Genomic DNA, 14,504 nt, shown 5'->3' with positions numbered 1-14,504 from the left:
AGGCTCGCACAAGCCCTGCCGCGCGCCGAGCCTCCGCAATTCTGGATCACGGACGCTCGAGCCGCAGGTTTCTTCACGAAGAAGCCGGCGACCCGAACTGAGGACGTGCCCGCATCTGACGGGCAAAGAGGGAGCATGACGATGACAAAGGTGACGCTTATTCCGTCCCCGGCTGGCCAGCCGAACATCGCCACCCCCACCCGCGCGCCCCGTATGGCGCCGACCGAGGGTCTGTACCGCGCCGACAAGGAACACGATGCCTGCGGCGTCGGCTTCATTGCGGACATTCACAACCGGCCGACCCACGCCATTGTGGAGCAGGGCCTGCAGATTCTGGTGAACCTCACCCACCGCGGTGCCGTGGGCGCTGACCCCGAAATGGGCGACGGCGCCGGCATGCTCACCCAGCTTCCGGACGCGCTGCTGCGCGAAGAGGCCGAGGCGCTCGGCTTTACCCTCCCTTCAGCTGGTAACTATGCCGTGGGCATGGTGTTCATTCCGCCCAAGCGCGAGGAAGAGCTGAAGCGCGTGGTGGAGGACGTTTGCGCCGCTGAAGGCAACCCCTTCCTCGGCTGGCGCAAGGTGCCGGTTGATTCCACGGCCATTCCGCCGTCGGTCCAGGCGTCCGAGCCAAAGATCTGGCAGTTCTTCATCGGCTGCGGCGACGAGGTGTGCGACCCCGAAACCTTCGAGCGGCGCCTCTTCATCACCCGCAAGGTGATCTCCAACAAGGTGTTCGACGGGCGCCCGCCTGCGCAGATCGGCTTCGTCATCTGCTCGCTGTCGTGCCGCACGGTGGTGTACAAGGGCATGTTCCTCGCCCACCAGCTCGGCGCCTACTACGAAGACCTGCGCGACGAGCGCTACGTTTCCGCGCTTTCACTTGTCCACCAGCGCTTCTCCACCAACACGTTCCCCTCGTGGGGGCTCGCGCACCCGTACCGGATGGTCGCCCACAACGGCGAGATCAACACCCTGCGCGGCAACGTCAACTGGATGGCGGCAAGGCAGGCGACGGCCTCGTCCTCGCTTTATGGCGAGGAAATCTCCAAGCTGTGGCCGATTTCCTATGAGGGCCAGTCCGACACCGCGTGCTTCGACAACGCGCTCGAATTTCTCGTGCAGGGCGGCTACTCGCTGACCCACGCCATGGCGATGCTCGTGCCCGAGGCATGGGCCGGAAACCCGCTCATGGGCGAGAAGCGCCGCGCATTTTACGAATATCATGCCGCGCTGATGGAGCCGTGGGACGGCCCCGCCGCCATCGTCTTCACCGACGGCCGCCAGATTGGCGCGACGCTCGACCGCAACGGCCTGCGCCCCGCGCGCTACTGCGTCACCAAGGACGGCCTCGTGATCATGGGGTCGGAAGCCGGCGTGCTGCCGATTGACGAAGACCGCATCGAGAAGAAGTGGCGTCTCCAGCCCGGCAAGATGCTGCTGATCGACCTCGAAGAGCACCGCATCGTCTCCGACGAGGAAATCAAGCGTTCGCTCTCCACGCAGTTCCCGTACCGCGCATGGCTCGACGAGACGCAGATCGTGCTGGAAGACCAGCCGACCGTGCGCGCCCGTGCGCCGCGCACCAACGAGACCCTGCTCGACCGCCAGCAGGCCTTCGGCTACAGCCAGGAAGACCTGAAGCTCCTGATGTCTCCCATGGCGATCACGGGCCAGGAGGCGCTCGGCTCCATGGGCACCGACACGCCGCTCTCGGTCCTGTCGGACAAGTCCAAGGTGCTTTACACCTACTTCAAGCAGAACTTTGCGCAGGTCACGAACCCGCCGATCGACCCCATCCGCGAAGAGCTGGTGATGAGCCTGGTGTCGTTCATCGGCCCGCGCCCGAACCTCTTCGACATCGAGGGCCTGCAGGATCGCAAGCGGCTTGAAGTGCGCCAGCCGATCCTCACCAACGACGACCTGGAGAAGATCCGGGAAATCGGCGATATCGGCGACAACCAGTTCCACACCCTCTCGCTCGACATCACCTACGCCGCAGAGCGCGGCGCCGAGGGCATGGACGCGATGATCCAGCGCCTGTGCGAGCGCGCCGAAAAGGCCGTGCGCGACGGGTACAACATCATCATCCTGTCGGACCGGCTGATCTCCCGCACCCGCATCGCAATCCCGGCGCTTCTCGCGACGGCAGGCGTCCACCACCACCTCATCCGCAAGGGCCTTCGCACCTCCGTCGGGCTTGTTGTCGAGTCGGGCGAGCCGCGCGAAGTCCACCACTTCGCGGTGCTGGCAGGCTACGGCGCCGAGGCGATCAACCCCTACCTCGCGTTCGAGACACTGGTGGAGATCCACCACACCTTCCCCGAGGAGGTGGACGACCAGGAGGTTGTCGAGCGCTACATCAAGTCCATCGACAAGGGTCTTCTCAAGGTGATGTCCAAGATGGGCATCTCCACGTATCAGTCCTATTGCGGCGCGCAGATCTTCGACGCGGTGGGCCTTTCGTCCGAGTTCGTCGACAAGTTCTTCTTCGGCACCGCGACCATGATCGAGGGCGTCGGCCTTGCCGAAGTCGCCGAGGAGACCGTGCGGCGCCACACCATCGCCTTCTCCGATGACGTGATCCTGGCACGCGGCCTGGAAGTCGGCGGCGAGTACGCATTCCGCACCCGCGGCGAGCACCATTTCTGGCAGGCCGACACGGTGGCGCAGCTTCAGCACGCCGTCCGCCTCAACGATGCCACCAAGTACGAAGACTATTCGCGCATGGTGAACGAGGAATCGGGTCGCTACTCGGTCCGCGGCCTGTTCCGCATCAAGGACGCCGCGGAGATGGGCCGCACCGCCGTCCCCATCGACGAGGTGGAGCCCGCGGCCGACATCGTGAAGCGTTTCGTCACCGGCGCCATGAGCCTTGGCGCCATCTCCAAGGAGGCGCACGAGACGCTGGCGCTGGCGATGAACAAGATCGGCGGCCGCTCCAACACGGGCGAGGGCGGCGAGGACCCGGACCGCTTCCGCAAGCTCCCAAACGGCGCGTCCAAGCGCTCGGCGATCAAGCAGGTGGCATCGGGCCGCTTCGGCGTGACGACGGAGTATCTCGTCAACGCCGACCAGATCCAGATCAAGATGGCCCAGGGCGCCAAGCCCGGCGAGGGCGGCCAGCTCCCCGGCCACAAGGTAGATGCTGTCATTGCGCGCCTGCGCCACTCCACGCAGGGCGTCGGCCTCATCTCGCCGCCGCCGCACCACGACATCTACTCCATCGAAGACCTCGCCCAGCTGATCTTCGACCTGAAAAACGTGAACCCGGCGGCTGACGTCTCGGTCAAGCTCGTCTCCGAGGTTGGCGTCGGCACGGTGGCGGCCGGCGTTGCCAAGGCACGCGCCGACCACATCACCATCGCAGGTTTCGACGGCGGCACGGGCGCCTCGCCGCTCACCTCCATCAAGCACGCAGGCTCGCCGTGGGAGATGGGCCTTGCCGAAACCCACCAGACGCTGGTCGCCAACGGCCTGCGCTCCCGCGTTGCCGTCCAGGTCGACGGCGGGCTGCGCACCGGGCGTGACGTCTTCGTCGGCGCGCTGCTGGGTGCTGACGAGTTCGGCTTCTCCACCGCGCCGCTCATTGCGACCGGCTGCATCATGATGCGCAAGTGCCACCTCAACACCTGCCCGGTGGGTGTCGCGACACAGGACCCTGTCCTTCGTCGTCGCTTCAAGGGCCTGCCGGAGCACGTGATCAACTTCATGTTCTTCGTGGCCGAAGAAGTGCGTCAGTATCTGGCCGCCGCCGGCTTCCGCTCGCTGTCCGAAGCGACGGGCATGGTCGACGTGCTCGACCAGCGCCGCCTCGTGGACCACTACAAGGCCCGCGGCCTGGACTTCCGCAAGGTCTTCGTCGGCTCCGATGCACCGCATGACGAGCAGCGCCACACCGAGCTGCAGGAGCACCCGATCGCCACCGTGCTCGACCGCGAGCTGATCGCCCGTGCGCGCCCGGCCATCGAGGACGAAGAGCCCGTCACCATCGACATGGCGATCAACTCGGTCGACCGCACGGCGGGCGCCATGCTGTCGGGCGAAGTCGCCAAGGCGCACGGGATGGAAGGCCTGCCGGACGGGACCATCAACGTGAACCTCACGGGCACCGCCGGCCAGTCCTTCGGCGCATGGCTTGCCCACGGCATCACGCTCAACCTCACCGGCGATGCCAACGACTATGTGGGCAAGGGCCTGTGCGGCGGACGGATTGTTGTGAAGCCGCGGCCGGACACCTCCATCGTGCCGTCGGACTCCATCATCGTCGGCAACACCGTCATGTACGGCGCAATCGCAGGGGAGTGCTACTTCTCGGGCGTTGCGGGCGAGCGGTTCGCTGTGCGCAACTCCGGCGCCATTGCGGTGGTGGAAGGCTGCGGCGACCACGGCTGCGAATACATGACCGGCGGCGTGGTGCTGGTGATCGGCCAGACCGGCCGCAACTTTGCAGCCGGCATGTCCGGCGGCGTCGCCTATGTGCTGGACGAGGCTGGCGACTTCAAGCGCCGCTGCAACCTTGCGATGGTGGAGCTGGAGCCGGTCGCGGAAGAGGACATGCTCCTGGAGCGTCTCCACCACCATGGCGGCGACCTCGAGACCAAAGGCCGTGTCGACATCACCGACGACATGAACCACCACGACGACGATCGCATCCGCGCGCTGATCACCACCCACATCAAGTGGACCGGGTCTGCCCGCGGCCAGATGATCCTCGACAACTGGGACGAGTACCGCCCCAAGTTCGTCAAGGTCATGCCGGTCGACTACCGGCGGGTTCTGGAAGAGATGGAAGCCCAGCGCCTGGGCGTTGCGGCGGAGTGATCCGCCGCACTTGAGGGAGGGCGCCATGGGCGAATTTCTATTGAACAGCGTCCTCATCGGGATCGGCGCCACTGCCATCTTCGATGTGTGGGGGAAGGTGGTGGCCGCCGTCGGTCTGCCTGGCGCCAACTGGACCATGGGCGGCCGCTGGTTCGCCTATATCCCGCGTGGCAGGCTGGTCCATGACGGCATTGCAAACAGCCCGTCGCTGGCGGGCGAAACCGCCGTCGGCTGGGTGATGCACTACGTCACCGGCATCGTCTTTGCCGCAGCGCTCCTTCTCATCTGGGGCGTGGGGTGGGCCGACGCGCCGACGCTCGGCCCCGCGCTGATTGTCGGGGTGACGACCGTTCTCCTCGGCTGGTGCGTGATGAGCCCGGCCATGGGCGGCGGGATCGCAGCCCAGAAGCGGCCCGACCGCTGGACGGTCCGCGCGGTGCAACTGACCGCGCACGTGGTGTTCGGCTTCGGGCTGTGGCTCACCGCGCTGGCTCTCGCAGCGCTCTGACCGGAGCCCCATGAACTACCGCCACATCTACCACGCCGGCAATTTCGCCGACGTCCTCAAACACGCCGTTCTGGCGCGCCTCGTCGGCTACCTCTGCCAGAAGCCCAAGCCGTTCCGCGTGATCGACACTCACGCCGGCCTCGGCCTCTACGACCTTTCCGCCGACGAGGCGCAGCGCACCGGCGAGTGGCGCGACGGCATCGGCCGGCTTCTCGGTGCGGACCTGCCGGCGGAGGCCGCAGCGCTGCTGGCGCCGTACCTCGATGCCGTCGCCGCCTTCAACGCGCCGGGTGACATGACCGCCTATCCGGGCTCGCCGGTTCTGCTGCGGCAACTGCTCCGGCCTGTGGACCGGCTTTCCGCCATAGAACTTCACCCCGACGATCATGCCGTGCTGGCGGACCGGTTTGCCGGCGACCATCAGGTGCGGGTGACGCGGCTTAACGGGTGGCTGGCGCTGAAAGGACATCTGCCGCCCAAGGAACGGCGCGGGCTGGTGCTGGTGGACCCGCCCTTCGAAGAGCCCGGCGAATATACCCGCCTTGCGGACGGCCTCGCCCTTGGCCACCGCCGCTTTGCCGGCGGCACGTTCTGCCTGTGGTATCCGAAAAAGTACGGCGCGCCGATCACCGCCTTTCACATGGCGCTGGCGGCAACAAAGATCCCCAGCATCCTGTGCGTGGAGATGGATGTGCGGCGGGGCGAGACCGGGCTTGAAGGGTCCGGCCTAATCATCGTCAATCCGCCCTATACGCTGGAGGCGGAGCTTGCGGTCCTGCTGCCGCCGCTCACCCGCATTCTGGCGCAGGACGACAGCGCGTCCCACGCCGTCTTCTGGCTCGCGCGCGAAGCCTGACGCGTCCGCGTCAGGCGCCGGTCTCCACCGCAATGCGCACAAGGTCGACCCGCTCCACAACCCAGATCACGGATACCCCGATTGCAACGGCGGCCGCGCCATAGCGGGCATAATTGTCCAGCCGGCCACTGACCCGGTGGAGAAGGACGAGCAGCGCAAAGGCCGGGACCACGATCATCAGCTGGCCGATCTCCACGCCGAGGTTGAAGGCGAGAAGCGACGCAAAGAGGTTCGGCGCGTCCGGCCCCAATATGTCGTGGAGGACGAACGAGAAGCCGAAGCCGTGGAGAAGGCCGAACGCCCCGGTGATCAGCACCATGTGCTGTTGCCGTCCGGGCCGCAGCGCCAGCACCGCCACAAAGATGATCGAGAGTGCAATGGCCGTTTCGATGGCTGGCGTGAACCAGGGTGCCGCGGGCACGAAGCCCAGGAAACCCGCAATCAGCGTCACCGAATGGCCGATGGTGAAGCCGGTCACCTCCCACAGGAGCACGCCGACCGAGCGGGCCGCGGCCACCAGGCAGAGGACGAACAGCACATGGTCCGGCCCCTCCAGAATGTGGTGGATGCCCTGGAGCACGAACGTCGTCACCGCATCGAGAAGCGAGCGGTTGAGCACTACCGGCGTTTGCAGCTGGCCGTCGACCGTGAGGATCCGCGCCGTCCCGTCCAGCGTATCGATAATGTGATTCTGGACGGCAGCGCCGCCGGTCAGCGGCAGGGGCGGCAGGGTGCTCGCGGTGGACAGGCTGCCCGCGCCGTCCACATCCTCCAGGAGGATTTCCACCTCAACAACAGACTGGTCGATGGGCAGCGGATCGGCATCGTTCTGCCGTTCGGCGGCGATGCTTGCGGCGGCTTCGGCTGCGGTGGCAAAGGGAAGGACCTCAAGGTCGCGGTGGATTGCGGCGCGCTCGGCCCGGCCATCCACGGCGCGCCCGTCCACCTGGAACGTGTAGCCGCTGGCGATGAACGCGGCGAAGGCGACCGGGTCAGCGTCGATGGCGGCGGTATCGAACAGGGCCGCGCCGGTCCCGCTTGCTTCACCGGCCACAAAGGGGGCGACCAGCGGTGTTGTCGCGGGGTGCCCGGTCTGGCCGTCCACTGCAGCCGCATAGAGGAGCGGTCCCGCAATGCGCATGTAGATCCGCATGGCGTTGTCGTCCCGCGCCACCACAATCACGCGGTTTTCGGCCGAAAGGTCGAAGTGGGCGTCGGTGGCGGCTGGCATCATCAGCGCAGCCAGAAGGGTGACGAGCACGACCAGCGATACCGGCAGCCTGCGTTTCATGGGGCCTGTCCTATGTTTGGCGGCGGTCGCCGCGCGCGGCCCCCGCATAGCAGACCCAACGCGCCTATTTGATGGCACATTGCCCTTTTTTCGGCGCCTCGCGGCGCCGCACCTTGCACCTCGACAGGCTCCATCCTGTGATATATCAAATCCCAGCATAATTTCGGGGACGGCACGCTTGGACGAGAATGCGCAGGACAGCACGCAGCCGTTGCTGATGCGGCTCGATCCGGCGGCCCGCGTCTCGCTTCGCGATCACGTGCGTCAGGCGCTGCGCATGGCGATCATTGCGGGGCAGTTTGCGCCGGACACGCGCCTCAACGAGCGGGCGTTGGCCGAGGCGCTCGGTGTCTCCACCACGCCGCTCAAGGAGGCACTGCGCCAGCTGGAAGCCGAAGGCCTGATCGAGGTGGAGCCGCGCAAGGGTCTGGTGGTGCGCTTCGACAAGGCATTCGCGCAGGAGATGATCCTTGCCCGGGCGGCGCTGGAAGCGCCCATTGCCGCCCTTTGTGCCGAGCGGATCGACCCGGAGGGCCGCACCGGACTTGGCGCGACCGTTCGGCTGATGGGCGAGGCGACGGACGCCATGGATGTGGAACGGCTCATTGTCCTCAACGAGGCGTTCCACGGCGAAATCCACCGCATATCCGGCAGCCGGCATCTGGTGCGGATGGTCGCCCAGCAGCAATTTTATGATGACACCGCCCGCCGCGTGATCCACCGGCAGGCGGCCGACAGCGCCAGGGCGCTGGAGGAACACCGCACCATCTGCGAGGCAATTGTCGCAGGCGATGCGGCCGGCGCGGCGGATGCCATGCACAGCCACGTCCGCCGCTCCGGCGACCTCTACATGAATTCCGTCTTCACACCGAAAGGGGCTGATCTTGCCTGCGATTGAAACCAGATTGGCCCTGTCCCAGATTTCCGGCGTGCCGGTCACCGTCTATTCCGCCGATGGCGCGGTGGACGGCAAACGCTCCGCCGCCATTGCCGCGCAGATTGCGCAAGCCGGGGTGAAAAACGTCATCGCCGCCGGCAACACCGGCGAATATTTCTCGCTGTCGGCAGACGAGATCCGCACGCTTCACGCCGCGGTCCCCGAGGCGGTGGACGGCAAGGCGCTGGTGACGGCCGCCGTCGGCCGCGCGCTGGTGGAGGCCAAGGCCAGCGCCCGTGCGGCCATTGCCGACGGGGCAGGGGCCATCATGGTCCACTGGCCGACCGACCCGTTCGCCGGCCCGGCCGACAAGATCGACTACTTCCTCGACATTGCCGAACACGCCACCGTTCCCGTGGTCGCCTACCTCCGGTCCGACGAGCCCGGCCTTGCCAACATGATCCGCCTTGCCGAGCACCCCAACATTGCCGCCATCAAGTACGCCAACGCCAACATGATGATGCTGGCGGATGTCATCCGCGCCACAAGACATTGCGACACGCTGTGGGTCTGCGGTCTCGCCGAAGGCTGGGCGCCGCCGATGTATGCGCTGGGCGCGAAGGGCTTCACCTCCGGCCTCGTCAACGTCTTCCCCGCGCTTTCGCTGCGCATCTTCGCGGCGCTGGAGGCGGGCGACTACGCCGCCGCGCGCGCCGACATCGACGAGGTGGTCGATTTTGAAAAGCTGCGCACCCTTTACAACAACGGCGCCAACGTGACCGTGGTGAAGGAGGCGCTGGAAATCCTCGGCCAGCCCGCCGGCCCCGTCCGCCTGCCGGGCGTGCCGCGCCTGAAGCCGGACGAGCGCAAGCGGCTCGAAGACCTCGTCGCCCGGATCAAGGGCCTCGCGGCTGCGGCATAAGACATTGGGGCATCCGCCGCACCCGAACTTGCTGCTACAGTAAATTATTCGCGGGGGATGACCCTGCCCACCAGAACCGCTGGACGAAAATGACCGACAATAAAAAGACCTACGAGGAACTCCGCTCTGCCCGCTGGATGGCACCCGACGACCTGCGCTCGTTCGGCCACCGCTCGCGCACCATGCAGATGGGCTACGGGCCGGAGGACTGGGAGGGCAAGCCGGTCATCGCGATCATCAACACGTGGTCCGAAGCCCAGCCCTGCCACATGCACTTTCGCGACCGTGCGGAGTGGGTGAAGCGCGGCATCCTGCAGGCGGGCGGCTTCCCGATGGAGCTTCCCGCGCTGTCGCTGTCGGAAAGCTACGTCAAGCCGACCACCATGCTCTACCGCAACATGCTGGCGATGGAGACCGAGGAGCTTCTGCGCTCCCACCCCGTCGACGGCGCGGTCCTGATGGGCGGTTGCGACAAGACCACGCCGGGCCTTGTCATGGGCGCAACCTCCATGGGTGTGCCGTTCCTCTTCATGCCCGCCGGCCCGATGCTGCGCGGCAACTATGCCGGCCAGACGCTGGGTTCGGGCACCGACGCGTGGAAGTTCTGGGACGATCGGCGCGAGGGCCTCATCGGCAAGGAAGAGTGGACCGGCGTGGAAGGCGGCATTGCCCGCTCCTACGGCCACTGCATGACCATGGGCACCGCCTCCACCATGACGGCAATTGCCGAAGGCCTCGGCCTGACGCTTCCCGGCGCGTCCTCAATTCCCGCCGCTGACGCCAACCACCAGCGCATGGCCGCCGCCTGCGGCCGCCGCGCCGTGGAAATGGTGTGGGACGACCTGACGCCGGACAAGGTCATCACCCCCGCCGCCGTCCGCAACGCGGTTGTGGTGGCGATGGCGACCGGCTGCTCCACCAACGCCATCATCCATCTCATCGCCATGGCGCGCCGGGCCGGCGTTCCGCTGGAGCTCGACGATCTCGACCGGATCGGCCACGACGTGCCGGTGATCGCCAACGTCCGCCCGTCCGGCAAGGGCTACCTGATGGAAGATTTCTTCTACGCCGGCGGTCTTCGCGCGCTGATGAACCAGCTCGGCGACAAGCTCGACCGTTCGGCCATCACCGTCAGCGGCAAGCCGATGGGCGAGGGCCTCGAAGGTGCCAAGGTCTACAACGACGACGTGATCCGCCCGCTCTCCAACCCCGTCTACCACGAGGGTTCGCTGGCGGTCCTCAAGGGCAACCTCGCGCCCGACGGCGCGGTCATCAAGCCCGCCGCCTGCGATCCGAAGTTCCGCGTCCACAAGGGTCCGGCGCTGATCGCCGACAGCTACGACGAGCTGACCAAGATCGTCAAAGATCCCGACTACCCGATGACGCCCGACACCGTCCTCGTCCTGCGCAACGCCGGCCCTCAGGGCGGACCGGGGATGCCCGAATGGGGCATGCTCCCCGTGCCGCAGGCCCTCATCAAGCAGGGCCACCGCGACATGGTGCGCCTGTCGGACGCGCGCATGTCCGGCACCTCCTACGGTGCCTGCATCCTCCACGTGGCACCGGAGGCCTATATCGGCGGCCCGCTGGCGCTCCTGCAAAATGGCGACATCATCGAACTCGACGTTCCCAACCGCACGCTCAACATGGCGGTGTCCGACGAGGAGCTGGCGGCGCGCCGTGCGGCCTGGGTGCCGCCCGAGCCCCGCTACGGCCGCGGGTACGGCGTGATGTTCTCCAAGCACATCCAGCAGGCCAATGACGGCTGCGACTTCGACTTCCTGACGACCGACTTTGGCGAAAAGGTGCCGGAGCCGGAGATCCACTGAGGCGTCCGGGTGGAGCGCGGACCGGGGCTTCGGCCCCCTTTTCAGGACATGGACAGATGAATGTGATGGCTGACGCCGAACGCGAACGGCTCATTCCGGCAAATCCGATGCAGGCGGGCCTTGCTGCGGGGCGGGCAACGCGCGACCGGATTGCGCGCGTAAGACTGTCGCTCGCCGCGCTGCCGCTGCCGAACCCGATTTCGGACGCCAAGGTGCTGACCGGGCGGCAGAAGCCGCTCACCGAAGTTGCCATGCTGTTTGCCGAAATCACCTCGGAGGAGGGGCTTGTCGGCCTCGGCTTCTCCTACTCCAAGCGCGCTGGCGGGCCTGGTCTCTTCGCCCACGCAAGGGAGATCTGCGACAACCTCATCGGCGAAGACCCGAACGACACGGCGCGCCTCCACGAAAAGCTGTGCTGGGCGGGTGCCTCCGTCGGCCGCTCCGGCATCGCGATCCAGGCCATCGCCGCCATGGACATTGCGCTGTGGGACATGAAGGCCAAGCGTGCCGACCTGCCGCTCGCCAAGCTCCTCGGCGCCTACCGCGATGGCGTGCGCTGCTACAACACCTCGTCCGGCTTCCTGTCCTCTCCCATCGACGAGGTGAAGGAGAAGATCGACATCGCGCTGGCCAAGGGCATCGAGGGCATCAAGATCAAGGTCGGCCAGCCGGACCCGATGATCGACATCGAGCGGCTTGAGGCGGTCCGCGCCCACATCGGCGGCTCGCGCCCGTTGATGATCGACGCCAACCAGCAGTGGGACCGCGTCACCGCGCTCCGCTTCGGCCGGATCGTCGAGCCCTTGAACCTTGAATGGATCGAGGAGCCGCTGGACGCCTACGACGCCCAAGGCCACGCCGATCTGGCGCGCGAACTGGCCACCCCCATCGCCACCGGCGAGATGCTGGCCTCCGCCGCCGAGCACGCCGAGCTGATCCGCCTCAACAGCGTCGACTTCATCCAGCCCGACGCACCGCGGGTCGGTGGCATCACGCCGTTCCTGAAGATCTGCGCACTGGCGAGCGAGAAGCGGATGCGCCTTGCCCCCCACTTTGCGATGGAGATCCACCTCCACCTCTCGGCTGCCTATCCGCACGAGCCGTGGGTTGAGCATTTCGAGTGGCTGGAGCCGCTGTTCAACGAACGGCTCGAGATTTCGGACGGGCGCATGTGGGTGCCGGACCGTCCCGGCCTCGGCCTCACCCTGTCCGATCAGGCGCGGGCCTGGACCAGTGCCACCCACGAAGCCAAAAAATAACAGGGCACGAACGTGTCCGCACCCAAGGGGAAGCAAAACGCCATGAGTCTGGTACTGGATACCCCAGCCCGCGCCAACACGCCGGTGATCCGCCTCGACCCGGCCGACAACGTCGTTGTCGCCCGCGAAGAGATCGCCGAGGGCACGGCAATCGCGTCCGAGGACCTGACGACGCGCGGCACGATCCCGCTCGGTCACAAGATTGCGACGCGCGCCATCGCCAGGGGCGAGGCGATCCTCAAATACGCCACCGTCATCGGCTTTGCCGGCGAAGACCTTCAGCCGGGCGACTATCTCCACACCCACAACGTGCTCAACGGCAACGTCGCCAAGGACTATCGCTACGGCGAGGACTACCGCGGGGCAGAGCTTCTGCCGGAGGCCGAGCGCGCCACATTCATGGGCTATGCTCGCGAGGATGGCCGGGTCGGCACGCGCAACGTCATCGGCCTGTTCGTCACCGTCAACTGCTCGGCCACCGTCGCGCGCAAGGCCGCCGCCTACTTCGACGCCGACCGGCTGGAAGCCTACGAAAATGTCGACGCCGTGGTGCCCTTCATCCACGAGCAGGGCTGCGGGATGGAGCTGACCGGCGAACCCATGGACCTTCTCCGCCGTACCCTCGGCGGCTACATCCGCCACCCCAACATGGCCGGTGCCGTGGTCCTGTCGCTCGGCTGCGAGCGCAACAACCTGCGAAAATTCTTCGACGAAGAGAGCCTGTCGGCCGGCAAGATGCTCCACACCGTGACCATGCAGGAGGTCGGGGGCACCAAAGCTGCCATCGACCGCGCCAAGGCCGCCGTGAAGGAGATGCTGGTGGAGGCCAACAAGGCGCGCCGCACCCCCCAGTCCGCCCGCCACATCAAGATCGGCCTCCAGTGCGGCGGCTCGGATGGCTTCTCCAGCCTTTCCGCCAATCCGGCGCTGGGCAAGGCTGTGGACATTCTGGTCCGCCACGGCGGCACTGCAATCCTGTCCGAAACGCCTGAGCTTTACGGCGTGGAGCACACGCTGACGGCGCGCGCCCGCAACGAGGCCGTGGGCCGCAAACTGGTCGAGCGGGTGGAGTGGTGGCTGGAATACACCAGGGGCCGCGACACGCAGATCAACGGCGTCGTCTCGCCGGGCAACCAGGATGGCGGGATCGCCAACATCATCGAAAAGGCGCTGGGCGGGGCCAAGAAGGGCGGCTCCACGGGTGTCGAAGCGGTCTACGAATACGCCGAGACGGTTGACGCGCAGGGGCTCGTCATCATGGACACGCCGGGCTTCGATCCCGTGTCCGCGACGGGGCAGATTGCCGGCGGGGCCAACCTCATCTGCTTCACCACAGGGCGCGGCTCCTGCTTCGGTTCCTACCCGGCGCCGACCATCAAGCTTGCCACCAACTCGCCAATGTACAGCCGGATGGAAGGCGACATGGACATCAATTGCGGCCCTGTGGTGGACGGCCTCAAATCGCTGGACGAGATGGGCGAGGAGATCTTCGAAAAGATCCTCGCCGTTGCCTCCGGCGAACCCTCCAAGAGTGAAGCCATGGGCGTTGGCGAGGAAGAGTTTGCGCCCTGGCCCATCGGCGTGACGGGGTAACGCCGCCAAAATGAGCCATCACCGGCTGATGGGGCCGGGGCGGGTGGCGCGCCATGGCGTCACCCGCTGAAGCTGATCAGTTGCCTTCGCTGCGGTTGGCGATCATCCGCTCGAAATCTGCCACGCGGGAGGCGGTGACGGAGCACCGGCAATCCTCAACGTAAATGCCCGCGATGGTCCCGCCGTCGGCCAGCGCGCCTTCCGCGCTGCAGGTGGCATCGCGAAAGCCGATCCAGTCGTTCTGTGCCTTCCGCAGCGCTGCCTTGTCGGCATCTGCGTTGCTGTTGAGGTCGTAGAGTGCCACCACCTTCGGCCAGAGGGCGTTCAGCGCATCGTCGGCCCGGGCCGTTGCCTTGGCGTTGCAGGCCACAATGTCGGCCGTGGTCATCGCGTCGGCGCAATCGGCCTCGCTGTCGCACATGTCTGCCGCGCTGGCGCCCACTGCACCCGCCACCAGCATCATCGCCGCCATGACACTCGTTCTCATGGAAATTCCTCCATTCGCCTCGTGGATTGTCCGGACTCGACCCGGTACGGTTCCACAC

Annotated in this window: 10 protein-coding genes; 8 read left to right on the top strand and 2 right to left on the bottom strand. The window is 66.6% G+C overall.

The genetic code is table 11. The features are described from left to right. The first annotated feature begins 135 nt into the window (after positions 1-135). Genes gltB through RDV64_RS21520 form a run of 3 tightly spaced genes read left to right on the top strand, consistent with a single transcriptional unit; the run spans position 136 to position 6,188 of the window. Positions 136-4,824, top strand: a complete 4,689-nt coding sequence (gene gltB, locus RDV64_RS21530) for a glutamate synthase large subunit (protein ID WP_375143780.1) — start codon at positions 136-138, stop codon at positions 4,822-4,824. A gap of 25 nt (positions 4,825-4,849) precedes the next feature. Further along, positions 4,850-5,332, top strand: coding sequence for a DUF2938 family protein (locus RDV64_RS21525; protein ID WP_309197027.1), 483 nt, complete (start codon positions 4,850-4,852; stop codon positions 5,330-5,332). A gap of 10 nt (positions 5,333-5,342) precedes the next feature. Then, complete coding sequence (locus RDV64_RS21520; RefSeq protein WP_309197026.1) at positions 5,343-6,188, top strand: 23S rRNA (adenine(2030)-N(6))-methyltransferase RlmJ; 846 nt, start codon at positions 5,343-5,345, stop codon at positions 6,186-6,188. 10 nt (positions 6,189-6,198) lie between these two features. Here RDV64_RS21520 and RDV64_RS21515 read toward each other — a convergent pair whose 3' ends face one another. Beyond that, the gene (locus RDV64_RS21515) at positions 6,199-7,479 is read right to left on the bottom strand and encodes a HupE/UreJ family protein (protein ID WP_309197025.1); all 1,281 of its coding nucleotides are present in this window, start codon (positions 7,477-7,479) and stop codon (positions 6,199-6,201) included. Between the two features lie 178 nt (positions 7,480-7,657). Here RDV64_RS21515 and RDV64_RS21510 point away from each other — a divergent pair, with 178 nt between their 5' ends. From RDV64_RS21510 to RDV64_RS21490, 5 genes are all read left to right on the top strand, one after another. Beyond that, positions 7,658-8,377: a GntR family transcriptional regulator gene (locus RDV64_RS21510; protein WP_309197024.1), complete on the top strand. Its 720-nt coding sequence runs from the start codon at positions 7,658-7,660 to the stop codon at positions 8,375-8,377. Positions 8,378-8,384: 7 nt separating this feature from the next. Next, positions 8,385-9,278 carry a dihydrodipicolinate synthase family protein gene (locus tag RDV64_RS21505; protein ID WP_309197023.1) on the top strand — a complete coding sequence of 298 codons (894 nt, stop codon included), beginning with the start codon at positions 8,385-8,387 and terminating at the stop codon, positions 9,276-9,278. Between the two features lie 89 nt (positions 9,279-9,367). Next, entirely contained in the window at positions 9,368-11,107 is a 1,740-nt protein-coding gene (araD, locus tag RDV64_RS21500) for an L-arabinonate dehydratase (protein ID WP_309197022.1), read from the top strand. A gap of 65 nt (positions 11,108-11,172) precedes the next feature. After that, positions 11,173-12,366 (top strand): mandelate racemase/muconate lactonizing enzyme family protein, encoded by a 1,194-nt coding sequence (locus tag RDV64_RS21495; RefSeq protein ID WP_309197021.1) that lies wholly within the window; start codon positions 11,173-11,175, stop codon positions 12,364-12,366. 42 nt (positions 12,367-12,408) lie between these two features. Further along, entirely contained in the window at positions 12,409-13,959 is a 1,551-nt protein-coding gene (locus tag RDV64_RS21490; protein ID WP_309197020.1) for an altronate dehydratase family protein, read from the top strand. A 76-nt stretch (positions 13,960-14,035) separates the two neighbouring features. Here the strand turns inward: RDV64_RS21490 and RDV64_RS21485 are convergent, their stop codons facing one another. Beyond that, complete coding sequence (locus RDV64_RS21485; protein ID WP_309197019.1) at positions 14,036-14,446, bottom strand: lysozyme inhibitor LprI family protein; 411 nt, start codon at positions 14,444-14,446, stop codon at positions 14,036-14,038. Positions 14,447-14,504: the final 58 nt, after the last annotated feature.

The sequence above is a fragment of the Acuticoccus sp. MNP-M23 genome, from assembly GCF_031195445.1.
Taxonomy (GTDB): Bacteria; Pseudomonadota; Alphaproteobacteria; order Rhizobiales; family Amorphaceae; genus Acuticoccus.
The sequence above is the reverse complement of the archived record's forward strand: the minus strand, read 5'-3'. Positions and strand labels throughout refer to the sequence as shown.